Here is a 17,118-nt window from a genome sequence, read left to right on the forward strand (position 1 = left end):
GGATTTATCAGTTATATTGTTTTCGTAATCTATATTCCAACCATCTTGAAAAAGCTGGCAAGAGTTAAATTTCTTGCATGGCAAATCCGCATTATCGTGAGAAGAGCAATTTGATAATCTTTGTCGTCTTTTATTCTTCGAACGGTCTTTTCATCAATGTTATGATCTACTGCAAATTTGCTGTTATTGTTCATAGGGATAACCCACTCATCCCTTATAAATTCAACAATTTTTCTATTTGCTTCTGTCATAGAAACAAATAAATTACATATTCTTATAAAAATCTCGGACTCAAATCCGAATGTTTGTAATTTTTCCTTACATTTATAAAAAAATACAAACACATGAAAAAAAGCAAAACAAACTTTGATTCCCGGTTTCGGGCAGATAAAAAGTACTCCGGGTTGCAGCTGATAGAAACTTTCTTTCAGTTCAATGAGCTGGATATTTCCAAAGAAAGGCTCAGCAACATTATGAATTATGCGGTGAAAAGAAATAGCTGGATCCATGAAGATCCGGCGGTGATCTTCCAGTTTCATCAGTCGATGAGGTCGTTGATCCGGGCAGGCTATCTTATGATGCTGAAGGACAGAAAATGGACGGTTGATACCCGGCCGGAGAAAATTTCCCCGTGGGTTCTTGGCCTGCTTTTGGAGACGGAATACCGGAATCCTCTGTTGGTTTTCAAAACAGCATTCAGAGAATACACCATCAAAGAATTTGATTACTTTATATCTGGAATCGTCTATTTCTCAATGGGCGTTTAGAAAATCTGCCGGAAAGAAATATCGTGATGCCCTACATTCATACGGTTAAAATGCTGGATGCGGCACACCTTATTCTTCAGAGAAAGAGGGAAAAAAAGAGGGCTGACACTATTTCAGAATAGGGGACAAGTGCAAAACATAGGAAATAACATATTACCTGTAGCATTTAAATCATTAAGGAAAATGAGGAGGATAAGATAAGTTAAGATTCATCTTTGATGAATGAAAAGACCGCTTTATGAATAGCTTTAGCTATATTCTTAACGGTTCTTAACAGCTTAAAAAATCTTAATGGTTCAATATATTCAATCATTTTTGAAACTGTTGACTTGATTTTAAGAGAGCAAAAGAAAAGAATCAACTTCGTTGATCTGCTGAAGTATTGAATTGTGATTTAATGAAAAATTTAAACTATTTTTTGTGAAATTCATAGTCTGATTCTTTTAATTTTGAAAGAAAGATGATTTACTTATATTTGTTCCGCAAAGTAAAATTAAATGTTTAAAAAAGTAAGCACTGTATTTATCCTTGGATTTTATACGGTTTTTTGTTCTGCCCAGCAGGTCCGGCCTTCCAAATCATCTGAAATTTACCGCGACCTTAAAACCCTTAAACATCTGCCTAAAGTTTTATACCTTGCGGCACATCCTGATGATGAAAATACAGGATTGCTCTCCTGGTTAATCAACGATCAGAATGTTGAAACAGGCTATCTATCTTTAACCAGAGGAGATGGCGGACAGAATTTATTGGGCACAGAGCAGGGGGCAGTCCTGGGATTAATCAGAACGCATGAGCTTTTGGAGGCAAGAAAATTAGACGGTGCCCAACAGTTCTTTACCCGTGCGATTGATTTCGGGTTCTCTAAAAATACAACAGATACTTTTAAACAATGGAATGCAGACAGCATCACAGCGGATGTAGTCTGGGTGATCCGTCAATTCCGTCCGGATATTATCATCTGTCGTTTTCCTCCCACAGCTGCGGCAGGCCATGGGCAGCATGCAGCTTCGGCGGTGGTGGCAGAAAAAGCTTTTAAGATGGCAGGCGATAAAAACGCTTTCCCGGATCAGTTGAAATATGTGAATGTATGGCAGCCAAAACGTGTATTGTGGAATACTTTTCGATTTGGAGGAGTCAATACAACCGCTGAAAATCAACTGAAAGTTACCGTTGGGCAATATGATGCGCAACTGGGAATGGGCTATGGTGAACTGGCGGGATTAAGCAGAAGCTTACATAAAAGCCAGGGTGCAGGAACACAGTCTGTAGCCGGCATCAGAACTGAATATTTTTCACATGTGATCGGCGAACCTGCAAAAAATACCCTTTTTGACGGAGTTACTAAAACCTGGATTTCACAGGGAAATGCTGATATTGACCAGGCATTGGATCAAATCATTTCGGCTTTCAGTTTTAATGAACCAGCCCAGAGCTTACCTGCGTTGCTTGCTTTACGGAAAAAGGTCATGGCGCTCAATGATTCAGATCTGAAAAAAGATAAAATGAAATCTCTTGATCGTATTATTTTAAGCTGTGCCGGTTTTATGGGTGAGGTGGTTACCCCTCAGGCTGAAGCGGTTGCCGGAGATCATTATAATTTCAGGTTAAACCTGATTTCAAGAGCTGCAGATCCTGTTGTTTTAGAAAATGTACAATGGTTAAGCCAGTCGGAAAGCTTCAACAGAAAACTGTCAAAAGATTCTTTAATTACCATTCAGCATGACATTCAGATTCCTGCAGATGCAGCACTCACAGAACCTTACTGGCTGGCAAAACCTCCAGTGAACGCAGCCACTTTCTCTGTTCCGGATGATACTTTAGTGGGTTTGCCTGAGGCAGAATCGCCACTGAATGTGTTGCTTGGTTTAAAAATAGGTTCGGAAAAATTTCACGTTAAGCTTCCTTTATCTTTCAAAAAATTAGATCCGGTGCGTGGTGATGTAGTTGAAGCCCTGCGTATTGTTCCTGCATTGGAGCTGAAATTTATACAGCCGCTGTATGTGGTTAAAGAAAATGAAGATTTACATTTGAGCTTAAATCTTAAGATTAACTCCGGCAGACAGTTCAATAAAGGTGTTCTGAACCTGATGTATAACGGAGAACGGTTAGGTGGTGCTGATATAAGTTCACTTAATGGAAACGATACTACAATCGATTATGTTATTCCAAAAACAAAGCTTGCCACAATCAATTCATCCCGGATATTATTGGATGCCAATTTTGTGGCAGATGGAGTCACTTATCATAAAAAACAAATATTAATTCAGTACCCGCATTTACCTTCTTTACAGTATTTTGCGCCTGCTACGGTCACCGTAATGAAAGGTGATATTCAGGCGAAGGTCAGAAAAGTAGGCTACATAGAAGGAGCAGGCGATTTTATTCCTGATTTCCTGCGTATTGCGGGTATCCGGGTAGATGTTCTGAAAGACGAAGATTTTTATGGCAACTTACATGAATCTGGCGGAAACGGCAATCAAAACAGGCTGTCGCAATATGATGCCATCGTACTGGGTGTGCGTGCCAATAATACGGAGAAAAAGCTGGGCCGCTGGATGCCTTTTTTATGGTCTTATGTTAAAACCGGAGGTAATCTGGTGATGCAGTATAACACCAGCCAGGATACAACCGTTGACCAATTGGGAATATACAATTTCAGTATTGCCAATAAACGGGTTACCGAAGAAAATGCTGAGGTTACGTTTTTGAATCCCAATCATAAATTACTGAACTTTCCTAACAAAATTACTGCGGATGATTTTAAAGGCTGGGTACAGGAGCGTGGTGCCTATTTCCCGGCTCAATGGGACGCAGCGTATGAACCGCTTTTTGAAATGCATGATACCGGAGAAGAACCGCTGAAGGGATCCACTTTATATGCCCGATATGGGAAGGGTAATTTTATTTATACACCGTTGGCTTTTTTCAGACAGCTTCCTGCCGGAAATGTTGGGGCGGCACGTTTATTTTTTAACTTTTTATCTGCACAGAAAAACTGATGAACAAGAAACTTAAAAACTGGAATACCTGGTACCTGCTATTGGCTGTTGCATTAGTCGTTCAGATCGCATTTTATTATTGGTTTACTAAATTCTGGGCATGAGTAGTATAGATTGGACCGTTCTTATTGTTACACTTGTTGCAGTGGTGGTTTACGGCGTATTCATCGGCCGTGGCCAGAAAAGCAACGAATCCTACCTGAAAGCAGATAATAAAATGCCCTGGTACATTGTGCTTATCGGGATTATGGCTACCCAGGCCAGTGCCATTACATTTCTTTCAGCACCGGGCCAGGCTTATACAGACGGCATGCGTTTCGTTCAGTATTACTTTGGTCTGCCCTTGGCGATGATTGTGATCTGTATTACTTTCATCCCGATTTTTCAGCGCTTAAATGTTTACACTGCCTATGAATATTTGGAGAACCGTTTTGATAAAAAAACGAGGGTACTCACTTCGCTGCTTTTTCTTTTTTCGAGAGGTTTATCAACGGGAATCAGCATTTATGCCCCGAGCATCATCTTATCAAGCGTTTTAAACTGGAATATTTATTTAACCAATGTTTTAACAGGCGGCATTCTGTTGATCTACACCTATATTGGCGGAGCAAAAGCGATCGCTCATACCCAAAAATTACAGTTTCTCATTATCCTCGGAACAATGGCTTTTGCAGGGTATCTTCTGATTCAGGATATGCCGGATGGAATTGGCTTTAATGATGCGCTTTATCTGGCGGGAAAATCCGGAAAGCTCAATGTCATTACCACAGAATTCGACTGGAAAGATAAATATAATATCTGGAGCGGGCTGATTGGTGGTTTTTTTCTGGCACTTTCTTACTTCGGTACGGACCAGAGCCAGGTTGGAAGATATATTACTGCGAAAGACAATACCAATGCAAAAATGGGATTGCTGCTGAACGGACTGGTTAAGATTCCGATGCAGTTTGCGATTCTCCTGATCGGTGCTTTGCTTTTCGCTTTCTTTTCTCTGAAACCGGCTCCGATTTATTTTAATGAACGCTCTTATCAGCATTTAAAGGAAACAAAACCTGAACAGGCCGCGGTTTTTGAAAAAGAACATCAGGATTTACAGATACAATTCAATGCAGAATCGAAAGAAATTCTAAAACTGAAAGAAACCCATTCTCCCCAACTCAAAAAAACTATTGAGGAATTTAAAAACACGCAGGCTCAGGTAAAAGCCCTTCACGGAAGGGTAGAGGAAGCGATCAATCAATCAAACGATAATGCAGAGAAAACGGATACCAATTACATTTTCCTGTATTTTGTAAAAAATACCCTGCCTGCAGGGATGATCGGTTTACTGTTCGCTGTCATTTTCCTGGCAAGCTGGGGTTCCATTTCAGCAGCGCTGAATTCCCTTGCCGCCTGCTCGTTAAAAGATGTTCATTTACTCTTCAGAAAAGATATTCCTGATGAGAAAACCGAATTGAAGTATAGCCGCCTGCATACGTTAGCCTGGGGTATTTTCTCAATCGGTGTTGCTATGTTTGCCACGCAGATGGGTTCCCTCATTGAAGCGGTAAATGTATTGGGTTCTCTTTTCTACGGTCCGATATTGGGAATTTTTCTGGTCGCATTTTATTATAAAAAAATCGATGGTGCAAATGTATTTATAGCTGCCATTTTATCGGAAATTACGGTTATTGCGGTTTATCAGTTCGATATCGTTTCTTTCCTTTGGCTTAATGTAATCGGGGCAGCAGCAGTCATTATATTTTCTGCGATCGGTTTACTGTTTTATAAGCAGAAAACAGTAAATTAGTAAACGGACAATCACAAAAACAAACAAATAAAAATAGTATGAAAACAATGATTAAATCTGCTACCATGGTTTTGGCTGCAATGACGATTTCAGTAAACGCCTTTGCACAGGACACTAAAAAACCTGCCAGCCCTCCGGCTACGGCGACCGGAAAAATTAAAGATGCCACCATTACAATAGCCTATAGCAGCCCATCTGTTAAAGGACGTAAAATCTGGGGTGGTTTAGAATCTTATGATAAAGTCTGGCGTGCAGGTGCCAATGAAGCAACTACTTTCGAAACGGATAAAAATATTACCGTTCAGGGTAAACCGCTTCCTGCAGGTAAATACAGTTTTTTCCTGATCCCTAAAGAAAATGGAACCTGGACTGCCATTTTTAACAAAGAGCCCAAACAATGGGGTGCTTATAAATACGAACAGGCTAAAGATGCTTTACGTGTGGATGTAAAAACAAAAGCGTTACCGGCAACACAGGAAAATTTAGTGTATAAAATAAACAGTAATGGGTTTACAATGGATTGGGATAAAATCTCGGTTCCTGTAGAGATCAAATAAACTGAAATCCCGGTAATCCGGGATTTTTTGTTTAAAATCTGATTTGAAAATTTTACTTCCCTATTTCTTTCCCGATTTTATCTATCATTTTTTCAGCATTCCCGTTAGTGCCGCCAAGATGGATTGCTTTTTTATAACTATCCAGCGCTAATTCATATTGTTTACCTGTAAAGTAAGCTTCTCCTAAACTGTCAAAAATATTTGCGTCTTTAGGAAATTCATTTGCCGCCAATTTAAATAGGGTTATAGATTCATTGATTTTTCCGAGTTTTAATAATTCATATCCCAATTTATTAAGCTCACCCGGATTCTCGAAACTATATTCATTTTTAGAATTTTCTTTGAGTGAATAATAAGTCCCTATAGCTTTATTTACGTCATTGAGAGCTTCTTTTCTTATCGCCTGATAAATGGATTTTTTAGGAATTTCATACTGTTTTCCCAACATTAAACTGTGAATAATATGTCCTAAATCCCAGACTTTATTTAGATTATTAGACAATAGAATGATCGTCATATTATTTTTAAAATCGTTTAAAAAGATAGATTCAAATTTATACGAAACGCCATTGTGTCTTTGCAGTCCTTCTTTTTCAAAGTACCTGCCAAGAGATCCTCCTTCGTCTTTTGCATATGGATTATTCAACAGGGTCTGAAAGGATTTTTTGGATATTAACCGATTGGAATTCATCGCTTCGATCCATTTATACAGATCATTGATATCCACCCAAAGCCAACCGCTTATAAATTGCATTTCAGGGCATTTAACATTGTCAAAATCATAACAGGATGTTCGGTTTTTATATCCCGATTTTGGATCAAACACTGAATTGGTCATCTTCAACGGCTCAATTATATTTTTAGAAATAAACTCCTCAAATGACATTCCGGTAACCTTTTCAATGATTCTTCTTTGCAAAAAGACGTTACTGTTATCATACTTGTAACTGGTTCCTGGTTCAAAAAGTAGACTGTCATTGCTTCTCAGGATATTCCATGCTTCTTCATCATTCTTAGGTGCTATTGGGTCAATTTGAGGAATACCGCTTGCATAATTAATAAGATGTCTTACCGTAACTTTTTCAGACCACTTAGGCAACCCTAAATTAAATTTTGATACTTTGTCATCAAGATCAAGAAGACCCCGTTCGACTAAAATCATTATGGCAACCGCATTAAATTCCTTTGCAATAGAACCCGTGTTAAATATTGATTTGTCGTTTAAAGCAGTCTGTTTTGTTTCATCACTAAAACCAAATGATTTTTGATAGATGATCTTATGATGTTGAGAAATAAGGATATTCCCATTGAATAAACCTCTCTCGTAGGACTTTACCATTACCGAATCGATTTGGCTTATTAATTTTTTATTTGTTTTATCAACTTTGAAATCTGTCTTTGTTTGCTTAGTGAATTGGGCGTTTTTTGTTTTTTTCTGAGAAAAGACCTGTGTTGAAAAAATGCAAAAAAAGATTACAATTATATTTTTCATGAGAAATTTTTGAATTTTATTTAGACGTTCTTTTGATAGAATTGAGTCTTATCATAGTCTTAGTCTGCGTTCCGGAGTTACAGAAAACGTATTGACAACGATTCAATTTATTTTTAATTATTTTGCTGCAAAAATGCATCAGAACGGTTTAATATACGACCGATTAAAAAAAGTCGAACTCATTTTTAAAAGTAATTCGATTTTTATAAAGCTTGTTTTCTAAAATCAGTTGGTGTTTTTCCAGTATATTTTTTGAAAGAGGTATTAAACGAAGATTTTGAATTAAAACCCACTTGATATAAAATTTCCAAAACAGTCAGTTCTTTTTGAGAAGGATCTTTAAGGATCTGCATTGCTTTTTCAATTCTATATTCATTGACAAAGTCGAAAAAATGTTTATCCATATACAGGTTGATCAGAGTAGATAAATCCTTGACAGGCATTTTTACCTGCTCTGACAAATCCTGAATCGTTAATGAAGAATCCAAAAATGGTTCTTTTTCCGCCATAAAATCTTTTAAGAGTTCGATTTGCGCATTTTTTTCGTCAATTATTAATGGGCTGGTTTTTTGTTTTGGAACGACCTCTGTAATTGGTTTTAGCCCGGAATTTACTCCTCGGAAAAATTCGGGATTGTTTAACGCAACAAAGAGATACCAACAGGTACAGAATAGAAATGCAAATCCATCAAGCGTTACGATCCAGGCTCGAAGCTCTCCCGGACCATAGATGAAAGTAACCAGCCATCTTATAAGAACTATAAAATGTATGACATAATATAGAAGTGTTATTTTGTACAGTGCGTTAAGTACAGAAACATTAGGATTTGTATAATTCTCGAGATAGACTGTTTTGGATTTTCTGATCACCAGAAATGACGCAATAAAATATACCTGAAAAAGAAATTCGAAAAGAAAGTAGAAAAATTGTGTTACAGGCATTTTATAGATTCCTTTTATAAAATGTATTTTAGAGGCTGTGTCTACAAAATAAATCCCTCCCATTAAATACAAATTGTAAGCAACAAACGGAATCACGTGCAATAGATGTTTCGGTTTTAGTCTAAAATTGGCATAACAAACGGACAGCACATAGAGATAAAACGATGCCGGAACCAAATAGACAATGCTCCAGCGAAACGCCTCAAGGTTGATATGATTTACTGGAAAATCTCTTGTCAGAAATTTGATTGCATCTACGGCATTGGTAAAAAGAAAAAATGCAAGCAGCCAATTTGAAAGTCTGTACTTCGTTTTTACAGTAATCAAAAACAGGGCAAACAAAAATACCAGGAAAATACCAATAGCGGAAACGAGATGCAGAAAGTAGAACTTGTCCATTGTTTTTTAATAGAAATACAAATTTAATTCTTGTCAAATTAAAATATCTGATGTTTTACCGTAATTTTTTTTCAATAATGGCATTTTGTTCTTGAATCAAAATAATTCTTATAAGTTGTTATAAATGAATTTTTTATAGAAAATAATGAAGCAGCAGTCTCAGTTGGCGCCTTTTAACAATTTGTGCCGGAGAGGAGCGTATCTTCCAACACTTTATGCAATCAGAGAAACTGGATGTTCATCAGAATCTGCTCTATTTTGACCGTGCTTATAATAGGGCGAAAGGTATCTTTCATTTTTTGTAATTCTGTATTGCCCAAATCAGCAATGCATTTTTTTCTTTTGGGATACCCAATTTTTCTATAATTCTGGTACGGTGTCCTTCTACTGTTTTTTCGGACAGGAAAAGAAGCTCTGCAATTTGCTTGCTGGTTTTCTGAGCAGCTATTAATTCTATTATTTTTCTTTCAGAAAATGTTAATAGATTTAGTTTGCCTATGTCATCCGTTTGTTCTATTGTGTAATTTTGAAGTAAGGCTCCGGAATAATATTTCTTTCCCAAAGCAATTTCTTTCATACATTTTTCTAAATCAGGAGCCGCTTTTTCTTTTAGAATATAGCCATCTACTTCAAATTCTTTTGCTTTGTTCAGAACTCCAATTTCATTGTGCATCGTAAGGATGATAACTTTAGTATGCCATTTATTTTCCATTACTTTTTTGGCCACTTCCAATCCGTCCAAACCTGGCATATTTAAATCTAAAACAGCTACATCCGGCAAATAAACCTGAATGTAATTAAGGGCTGCAGTTCCGTTAGAGCAGGCACTAACTACGTTATAGCCCAAATTGGTAAGGTAGGAAACCGTTCCATTCAGGGTTAAAGGATGATCGTCTGCAACTAGAATTTTCATAGTATTATTTTTTTATTTGCACCTCTATTTTTGTGCCTTTATCAGTTGATGTGATATAAGCTTGTCCACCAATCGCTTTGCTCCTCTCTATAATATTGTGTAAACCAAAAGCATCCTTTTTTTCCATAGTTTCCTTTACATTAAACCCTTTTCCATTATCAAAAATTTCTAAGATAACGGTGTCTTTATTTTCCGTTAAAACTACTTTTGCTGCGATAGCATCTGCGTATTTTATAATATTTGAAACAGCTTCCTGCACAATTCTATAGATCTGTAATTCTTTTTCAGTTGTGAGGCTGTCCTGATAATCAATTTCGGATGAGATCATAAAACGATGTGTATTCTGGATGCGTTCCATGAATTGTTCTAAGCTGGCTTTGAGTCCTATTTTCTCAAAAAGGACGGGATGTAAATTTCTGCTGATGGCTCTGATATCATTAATAATGCTATCCACTTTTTCGTTTAACTGAAGCTGGCTTGCCTCAAAAGAATGCTTAAGGGACAAGAGTTCATGGCTCACACTATCATGGAGATCAGATGCAATTCTTTTGCGTTCTTCCTCGGTTTTATCCAGAAGGTTTTTGGTAAATTGCAGTGACCGTTCTTTTTCTAAAGACAGTTTCTTTTGCTTTTGTTTTAAATAATAAATAACAATTACTAATAATAAGGCAATAAAAACGAGTATTAAAGCCACAATAACAGCATTTTTATTGGTAATGGTTTCCTGTTGGAGGTTAATTTCCTGCTCTTTTTCTTTAGTTTCATATTTTGCTGCGAGTTCTAAATTGATCAGTTTACTTTTTGCGCTTGATAAGCTGTCTTTTGTGCGGTAAACTTCATTATTATAAAAAACAACCTTGTCCAGATCTCTGCTTTGAATTGCTTTTTCTAATAAAACATTGTAAAACAGGTTGGCTCTTTCGTAGTTTTTATGTTCCAGCAAATTGGGCAGTGAATTTTCTATATATTCTGTGTTACATGTTTTTACATCTCTAGTGATTTGATATAAAGCTAATGTCGCCTGGTAATCCTTTTGCCAATTTTGAGAGGTGTTTTTTTCTGCAACAGGCTTTATTCTGTCTAAAACTATTTTGGCATCGTTTAATTTATTTTCTTCAATTAAAGCTTCTATTTCGTAATCAGAAATACAGAGCAGAAGTACATCATTATCATATTGGCTGGCTATATACTCTTTGTAAGTTTCGTGAATGTATTTATTTTTCGACTGTTGCTTATTAAAAAAACCATAAACAGAACATTTGTTATATTTTCCCATAAAATAATCATAGGTGTTTTTGATTTCTTTAGATCCCTTTATCACTTCATCTGCACTTGCGAGTGCCTTTTGAAAAGAACCGTTTGCTTTGTAAATATTGACATAATTCGACTCTACGGAAACTATGCTTTCCTTATCTCTAATTCTTATGGAGTAGTTTCTTGATTTTTCATTCGCTTCTATGCTGTTTTTTAAATCCCCTAAAACAAAATAAGTATATGATAAATCATAATAAGCACGGGCTATTTTGTAACAACTTCTGTAGTCATCCGGCTCTAAAGCTGTAATTTTTAAAAAGTAATCCTTAGCCTTGTTCAGATGGTCTCTGTCAAATTCTAAATTGCCATAATAACTATCAATGTAAATTGTTTTTAATGGCGCTAAATCCTTCCTATATCTTTCATCAAATTCTTTTACAGCTTTGGTAAGACGAGGGTCAAAATCATAAAAATAAACAAATTTTGTAGTCACTAAATCCAGAATTCCGGAAGCATCTGAATAATTGCCTTTAGCAATTTTACTTTGATAGTAATTCAGAAAAGTTTTCAGGTAATATTCTTTATCAGCATGATAGTTTTCATTTTTTCTTAACCAAACTTTTGTAGGCTCTTCTTTTGTCGGAGTTACTTTTTCAAAATAAAAATTTTCTTTTTTTTCCCTACATGATAGTGTAAAAAAAGTAATGAATAAGAATATTATTTTCTTAATCGTAGCCATACAAGTATTTTTCTGCAAATGTATCAATTTCTAATATTGAAAATTATGCAATCCTTAATTCAAGGGTTTACCCCTGTATGAATCTCCGGAAGAATACGACAATTTTGTGACTTAATTAATAAAATTATTATTATGAAACGTAAATTACTTTTAATGCCATTCAAGCTGAATTTTCAAAAAATTGGGGTTGCCAGTTTTCTTTTAATGTTCCAAATCGGATTCTCCCAGCAAGGAGCGGCGCTGGATTTTGATGGTACAAATGATTATGTAAGCTGTGGAAACATATTGCCTTTATCTTACACCAAAGAAGCGTGGATTTATGTGAAAAGTTTAAACAGCCAAAATAATATCATCTCTGGTGGTGACTCAGACGGGCTGCATGCTTTTTGGATACCCAATAGTTCCGGTAAACTTTCTGCAGGGCATAACGGGGATTGGTTCGCTCTTGAGGATACCGTTCCATTGTCTGTTAATACCTGGCATCACGTTGCAGTAACTTATGATGCTGCAACTACCACATTGAAATTATACAAAGATGGAGCATTAATAGATACCAGTAACGATGTTGGTCCGGTAGATGGAGGAAACATGGTTAGGTTAGGTGCTTTTAATAATGCCGCAAATAGTTTTACAGGAACTATGGATGAAGTGAGAATCTGGAATAGGGCTTTGTCTCCCAGTGAAATAACAAGCACCATGAACTGTGAGCTGCCAGATCCGGTAGCAGGATTAGTTGCATATTATAAATTTAATCAGGGCATCGCTAATGCGAATAATGCTTCCGTAACAACTTTGCAGGATAGCAGCGGAAATAATTACAATGGAACTCTTAATGGTTTTTCTTTAAACGGAAATTCCTCTAACTGGGTTGATAATAGTGTTATAAATACCGGAACTGTTTGTACTACTTATTTAAATGTATCTTCAGTAGAAAAAACAACAAATTTTAAATTCTTTCCTAACCCTGCTACAAACAAGTTATTCCTAACATCCCAACAACCCATTTTAGATGTTGAAGTAATTGACTTTCTAGGGCAAACTGTTATAAGGCAAAAAGTAAGCAGCGTTGAAGCAGAAATTAATTTGTCATCCCTTACTCCAGCCTCTTATCTGATTAGGGTAAAAACTGAGAAAGGTCTGGAAACAATAAAAGTCATTAAAAAGTAAAGACGGCAGAAATTCACTTTTTTGAAGGAATTTAAAATAGAAAGACCCCTTACGTCATTCTATTTCCTGGCAATCCGGTCTTATATTGTTGTGGGTATAGCTTTCCCTGAGTTATACTCACATCTTTCTTATTTAATATTTAAGCCTCAACTGATTGGTCTTACTTCATTTCGTTGAAACCAATATCCGGTGAAAACAAAAGGATCAGAGCAAACTCCCGATTGTTAATCCGGAAGAACGTTATGGCAATCTCATCAGCCAGCTTCCCGAAATTTTTCAGCGCACGCCACTTAAAAAAGTTTTAAGGGAAAGTAAAACTTACCCATCGTCAAGTTGATTTAGCTTTCTTATAATTAATTTTGGATGATCTGATTCAAAAATAAAGTTGTTGAAAAGATACCTGATTAATCCAATCAACATCAATTCAAAAAATAAGAAGTTAATACAATTAAATTACGAAATCAACAATGATAAGTCTATCGAAGCAAGGAAGTTATTTTATCAAACCGGCATTAATAATTATACTATCGATAAGTTCAACACTAAATTTCTTTGGGCAGACAAAGGATCTTAAACCTGCTCAGAAATATCCTGCAGATAGTTTACGTCTATGGACCTCAGGATTAATGGATGAAATTAGCAAAAAGCACCCTGGATTCTACAGATATACAGACAGGGAAAAATTTGGATTTTTGATTGATTCCACTAAGCAGAGCATTCAGGATTCCTTAACCCAGCTACAGTATTACAGGAAGCTGAAACCATTATTTGCTAAAATCGGATGCCTGCATACCGGAATTGAGCTGCCGGAAGAATATAAAGCTTATCTTAATACTTCTAATACTTTGTTGCCGTTAGAACTTTTCGTGGATGTCAAAAATCAGAAAGTATTGGTTTCAAAAAATTACTCGGAAAATAAAGAGGTTATGCAGGGGGCAGAGTTGGTTTCAATTAATGGAACTCCTGTTCCGGTAGTATTAAAAAAACTGCTTAGTGCGATTCCTTCAGACGGATATAACCAAACGGAAAAAATACTTTTGCTGAATTACAGATTTCCATTTTGGTATCAGGAAATAATAGATGCTCCTAAAGTTTTTAAAGTTGTTGTGAGATCAGAAGGTACTGATCAGGCCTTTGAGCTAAACGGTGTTTCCAAAGATGTGTTTCCTCCTTTGGAGCAGCTTGAAAAGAACTATCATGGGGCACTTGAGTTCGAAATAAAAAATAAGATGGCTATTTTAAAAGTTCATTCCTTTGCCGATACCGCAATAAAGCAAAGCGGGCAGAATTTTAAGAAATTTATCAGGGAAGTATTTGAGACATTACAACAACAGAATATCAGGGATCTTATCATTGATGTACGAAACAATACAGGAGGAACGGATGATAATGCAGCTTTACTGGCGTCTTTCTTTTTTGACAAGACCTTCAGGTATTGGGATGAGATTGAAGTTACAGAAGGTGTAGCTAAAGAGATCAAAGGCGTCAACAAGATCTTCTACAAAAAACCAGAAGAAAATAACGGGTTGTATCTCTGGAAAAAATCCTGGATCACCAAAGAATTCGATTACTACGAGCCGCAGAAACCTGCCAAAATGAATTTTAAGGGAAACAGCTATCTGTTAACCAATGGTCTGTGTCTTTCATCCTGTGCTGATTTTACAGCCGTGATGTCATATAACAAAAAAGCTGTAGTGATCGGGCAGGAGACGGGTGGCGGTTATCAAGGCAATACAAGCGGAATGCTGAGCAGAGCTAAAATTCCAACAGGATTGGTTATCACTATACCTCTGCAGAAATACACCAATGCGGTTGATCTGAATAAAAACTTCGGCCGCGGTACAATACCGGATCATGAAATAGCAGCTACGTTCGAAAATTGGATCAATAAGCAGGATGTTGAACTGGATGATACGATTCAATTGATAAATAAAAAGTGACAGAGTTTGGATGTAGCAAAACCTATGCGATCAAACCGATCATATAAAAATCAGGAATGTGAAAACTGGAATTAATTTGAGCGTTATGGCGGAACTTATTGCTAATGTGTAGAAATTATAAAAATGTACCCAACTACCGGAGAACTCTAAAAATAAATGATATATGAAAAAATATTTGATAATCATATTTTTAAGCTTTATAGCATTAGGCTGCAGATCCAGCCAAATTTCTGATGCTGACAAAAAAACTATTCTGGATGAATTGAATTACATCTATACCATTGACCAAAAATATGCAGGCCTTCCTTTTCCGGAATTGAAAGAAAAATATGGAGAGAAAAAAGTCTGGGATGTATTCCTGAAAATGAGAGACAGTGTTGGACTTGAAAACCAAAACAGAATAAAAAGACTCTATGAAAAATATGGCTATCTGGGGTATGATAAAATCGGTGAAAAAGAAACCCAGTTTTGGATTTCAATCCAGCATGCGGATAATGATGTTCTGTTTCAGCAAGAAATGCTGAAAGTGCTGAAAAAAGAAATTAGGAAAAAGAATGCCGACAGAAGTCATTATGCCATGCTGGAGGACAGAATAGCAGTTAATCAAAAGAAAAAGCAACGTTTTGGCTCACAGGTAACCTATAACAAAATTGGGCAGGCTATTCCCAAATACGGACTTGTAGACAGTGCCCGGGTCGACAAATGGAGAGCCCGCTATCATTTACCTTCTTTCAAAAAATATTATAATGATATGACTGTTATGCATTTCGAAATGAATAAGGACCGACTTAGCAAGGCAGGTATACATGAACCTGTATTATATAAATAAAGCGGGTTTTCAAATCGACAAATGTTTATGGTGATCATGATACCTGGTTTCTATTTATTTGACATTTGTTTCAGATAGCTGTCATAGTTGAAATAAGGTTCATGGGCAAGGGAATTTGGTTTCAGATACAGTGTTCCTTTTTTGTTGTCTAAGATCACATTAAAGTGCTTTAAAATCTGATTACCAAATAAACTTGCTTTGGCATTTGGTACAGCAGGATTGGAAGCATTGGTTACAATGTCTTTAAATTGTATCCCGGCAATAAAAGCATCCAGCCGAATTATTTTCCGTCCGTTGACTACCGTGAGCGGATTCAATTCTTCCCAATTGTTTTTTGACCCCGTAAAATCATTTCCAATCAACATAGAACCGTCTCTTCCGGTATCAAAAAGGAACCATGAGCTGTACTTTTTGTTGTTGTGTACAATTTCAGCATTGAACATCGGTCGGTTTTGAACATAATACACAGGCATTTTTTTATAATCTCCGGCTTTATTGGGCAGGTTTTCATAAATAGTGAGTTCCTTCTTATCGTAATCAATCCCGATTATCTTATCCCGGAAAAATCCATTTCCGATAATGATGTCTTCAGAATCATCCATATTTCCAACCTCAGTCAGTTCAATATTATTCCACTGCAAACCGGATATCGTCACTTGATTATTCAGACTTGTTTTCTCTTTGTTTAGCCCATGTGTATTGCTTACCATTTTGTGTGAAGAGAATTCTAAACCTATTTTTTCTGAAGATTTTCTGTTGACAACGCTGGTTCCTGCGCCCATATCAAGCTGTAAAAGCACATCTTTATGGTTGACTTGTCCATTTAAGTAAATCCTGGAATTGAGTAATGTGAAAGGTACACGAATTGGATAGCTGTTTTTTGTTTCAAGATGAGCAGCATCAGGAGGAAGAACAGATGCAATCTGGATATGACAACTGTCTTTACTGTTAAGTAAAACCACAAAATCATATTTTTTTTGAGGTTGGGTATTGATGATCAATTCGTCCTGATCAGTTGTGAACTTTATAACACTTTTTTGGAAAGGAATATTGACGTAATAAATATCAGGATTAACTCCAGCCTCCAAATGCCAATCCATTTTAACGTTCTCTCCATCACTGATTAAGGCTTTTTCTGAAGCAGATTTGATCGTTCTGATTTTTTGCTGTGCATAACTGATTTGCATTCCTACAATAAACATCACCAAAATTTTAAAGAACCGGTATTTAATATCTGATCTTTTCATGACATACATTTTTGAGCAAAGAAATGCAGTAAATCTCTAGAATAAGAAAATAATACATGTCAATGTCACGTCAATACCCCGC

General features: G+C 36.3%; 12 protein-coding genes. 7 read left to right on the forward strand and 5 right to left on the reverse strand.

Annotated elements, in window-relative coordinates:
* Positions 1-344: 344 nt before the first annotated feature.
* The 4 genes from CRS_RS12595 to CRS_RS12610 all read left to right on the forward strand — a co-directional run bounded on the left by CRS_RS12595 (position 345) and on the right by CRS_RS12610 (position 6,115).
* Positions 345-767, forward strand: coding sequence for a hypothetical protein (locus tag CRS_RS12595; protein ID WP_142724391.1), 423 nt, complete (start codon positions 345-347; stop codon positions 765-767).
* A 497-nt stretch (positions 768-1,264) separates the two neighbouring features.
* On the forward strand, positions 1,265-3,769 hold the full coding sequence (locus tag CRS_RS12600) for a PIG-L family deacetylase (RefSeq protein ID WP_142724392.1): 2,505 nt from the start codon (positions 1,265-1,267) through the stop codon (positions 3,767-3,769).
* A 100-nt stretch (positions 3,770-3,869) separates the two neighbouring features.
* Positions 3,870-5,558 carry a sodium:solute symporter gene (locus CRS_RS12605; RefSeq protein ID WP_142724393.1) on the forward strand — a complete coding sequence of 563 codons (1,689 nt, stop codon included), beginning with the start codon at positions 3,870-3,872 and terminating at the stop codon, positions 5,556-5,558.
* A gap of 38 nt (positions 5,559-5,596) precedes the next feature.
* Positions 5,597-6,115, forward strand: a complete 519-nt coding sequence (locus tag CRS_RS12610) for a DUF2911 domain-containing protein (protein ID WP_142724394.1) — start codon at positions 5,597-5,599, stop codon at positions 6,113-6,115.
* Positions 6,116-6,167: 52 nt separating this feature from the next.
* Here the strand turns inward: CRS_RS12610 and CRS_RS12615 are convergent, their stop codons facing one another.
* The 4 genes from CRS_RS12615 to CRS_RS12630 all read right to left on the reverse strand — a co-directional run bounded on the left by CRS_RS12615 (position 6,168) and on the right by CRS_RS12630 (position 11,853).
* Positions 6,168-7,607 carry a serine hydrolase domain-containing protein gene (locus CRS_RS12615; RefSeq protein ID WP_142724395.1) on the reverse strand — a complete coding sequence of 480 codons (1,440 nt, stop codon included), beginning with the start codon at positions 7,605-7,607 and terminating at the stop codon, positions 6,168-6,170.
* 203 nt (positions 7,608-7,810) lie between these two features.
* On the reverse strand, positions 7,811-8,947 hold the full coding sequence (locus tag CRS_RS12620; RefSeq protein WP_142724396.1) for an AraC family transcriptional regulator: 1,137 nt from the start codon (positions 8,945-8,947) through the stop codon (positions 7,811-7,813).
* Positions 8,948-9,239: 292 nt separating this feature from the next.
* A complete protein-coding gene (locus CRS_RS12625; protein WP_142724397.1) occupies positions 9,240-9,860 on the reverse strand; it encodes a response regulator transcription factor in 621 nt (206 codons plus the stop codon).
* A gap of 4 nt (positions 9,861-9,864) precedes the next feature.
* Complete coding sequence (locus tag CRS_RS12630) at positions 9,865-11,853, reverse strand: sensor histidine kinase (RefSeq protein WP_142724398.1); 1,989 nt, start codon at positions 11,851-11,853, stop codon at positions 9,865-9,867.
* A gap of 132 nt (positions 11,854-11,985) precedes the next feature.
* Between CRS_RS12630 and CRS_RS12635 the strand changes: the two genes are divergently transcribed.
* From CRS_RS12635 to CRS_RS12645, 3 genes are all read left to right on the forward strand, one after another.
* The gene (locus CRS_RS12635; RefSeq protein WP_142724399.1) at positions 11,986-13,020 is read left to right on the forward strand and encodes a LamG-like jellyroll fold domain-containing protein; all 1,035 of its coding nucleotides are present in this window, start codon (positions 11,986-11,988) and stop codon (positions 13,018-13,020) included.
* A 467-nt stretch (positions 13,021-13,487) separates the two neighbouring features.
* Positions 13,488-14,960 carry a S41 family peptidase gene (locus CRS_RS12640; RefSeq protein WP_142724400.1) on the forward strand — a complete coding sequence of 491 codons (1,473 nt, stop codon included), beginning with the start codon at positions 13,488-13,490 and terminating at the stop codon, positions 14,958-14,960.
* Between the two features lie 163 nt (positions 14,961-15,123).
* Complete coding sequence (locus CRS_RS12645) at positions 15,124-15,789, forward strand: DUF6624 domain-containing protein (protein ID WP_142724401.1); 666 nt, start codon at positions 15,124-15,126, stop codon at positions 15,787-15,789.
* Positions 15,790-15,839: 50 nt separating this feature from the next.
* Here the strand turns inward: CRS_RS12645 and CRS_RS12650 are convergent, their stop codons facing one another.
* Positions 15,840-17,036 (reverse strand): retropepsin-like aspartic protease, encoded by a 1,197-nt coding sequence (locus CRS_RS12650; protein WP_228451246.1) that lies wholly within the window; start codon positions 17,034-17,036, stop codon positions 15,840-15,842.
* Positions 17,037-17,118: the final 82 nt, after the last annotated feature.

The organism is Chryseobacterium sp. ON_d1 (assembly GCF_006829085.1).
In the GTDB taxonomy this organism is placed as follows: Bacteria; Bacteroidota; Bacteroidia; order Flavobacteriales; family Weeksellaceae; genus Chryseobacterium.

Coding starts and splice junctions, on each gene's coding strand:
- CRS_RS12600 (WP_142724392.1), top strand. CDS start 1,265: ATGTTTAAAAAAGTAAGCACTGTATTTATCCTTGGATTTTATACGGTT.
- CRS_RS12640 (WP_142724400.1), top strand. CDS start 13,488: ATGATAAGTCTATCGAAGCAAGGAAGTTATTTTATCAAACCGGCATTA.
- CRS_RS12610 (WP_142724394.1), top strand. CDS start 5,597: ATGAAAACAATGATTAAATCTGCTACCATGGTTTTGGCTGCAATGACG.
- CRS_RS12615 (WP_142724395.1), bottom strand. CDS start 7,607: ATGAAAAATATAATTGTAATCTTTTTTTGCATTTTTTCAACACAGGTC.
- CRS_RS12620 (WP_142724396.1), bottom strand. CDS start 8,947: ATGGACAAGTTCTACTTTCTGCATCTCGTTTCCGCTATTGGTATTTTC.
- CRS_RS12625 (WP_142724397.1), bottom strand. CDS start 9,860: ATGAAAATTCTAGTTGCAGACGATCATCCTTTAACCCTGAATGGAACG.
- CRS_RS12645 (WP_142724401.1), top strand. CDS start 15,124: ATGAAAAAATATTTGATAATCATATTTTTAAGCTTTATAGCATTAGGC.
- CRS_RS12635 (WP_142724399.1), top strand. CDS start 11,986: ATGAAACGTAAATTACTTTTAATGCCATTCAAGCTGAATTTTCAAAAA.
- CRS_RS12650 (WP_228451246.1), bottom strand. CDS start 17,036: ATGAAAAGATCAGATATTAAATACCGGTTCTTTAAAATTTTGGTGATG.
- CRS_RS12630 (WP_142724398.1), bottom strand. CDS start 11,853: ATGGCTACGATTAAGAAAATAATATTCTTATTCATTACTTTTTTTACA.
- CRS_RS12605 (WP_142724393.1), top strand. CDS start 3,870: ATGAGTAGTATAGATTGGACCGTTCTTATTGTTACACTTGTTGCAGTG.
- CRS_RS12595 (WP_142724391.1), top strand. CDS start 345: ATGAAAAAAAGCAAAACAAACTTTGATTCCCGGTTTCGGGCAGATAAA.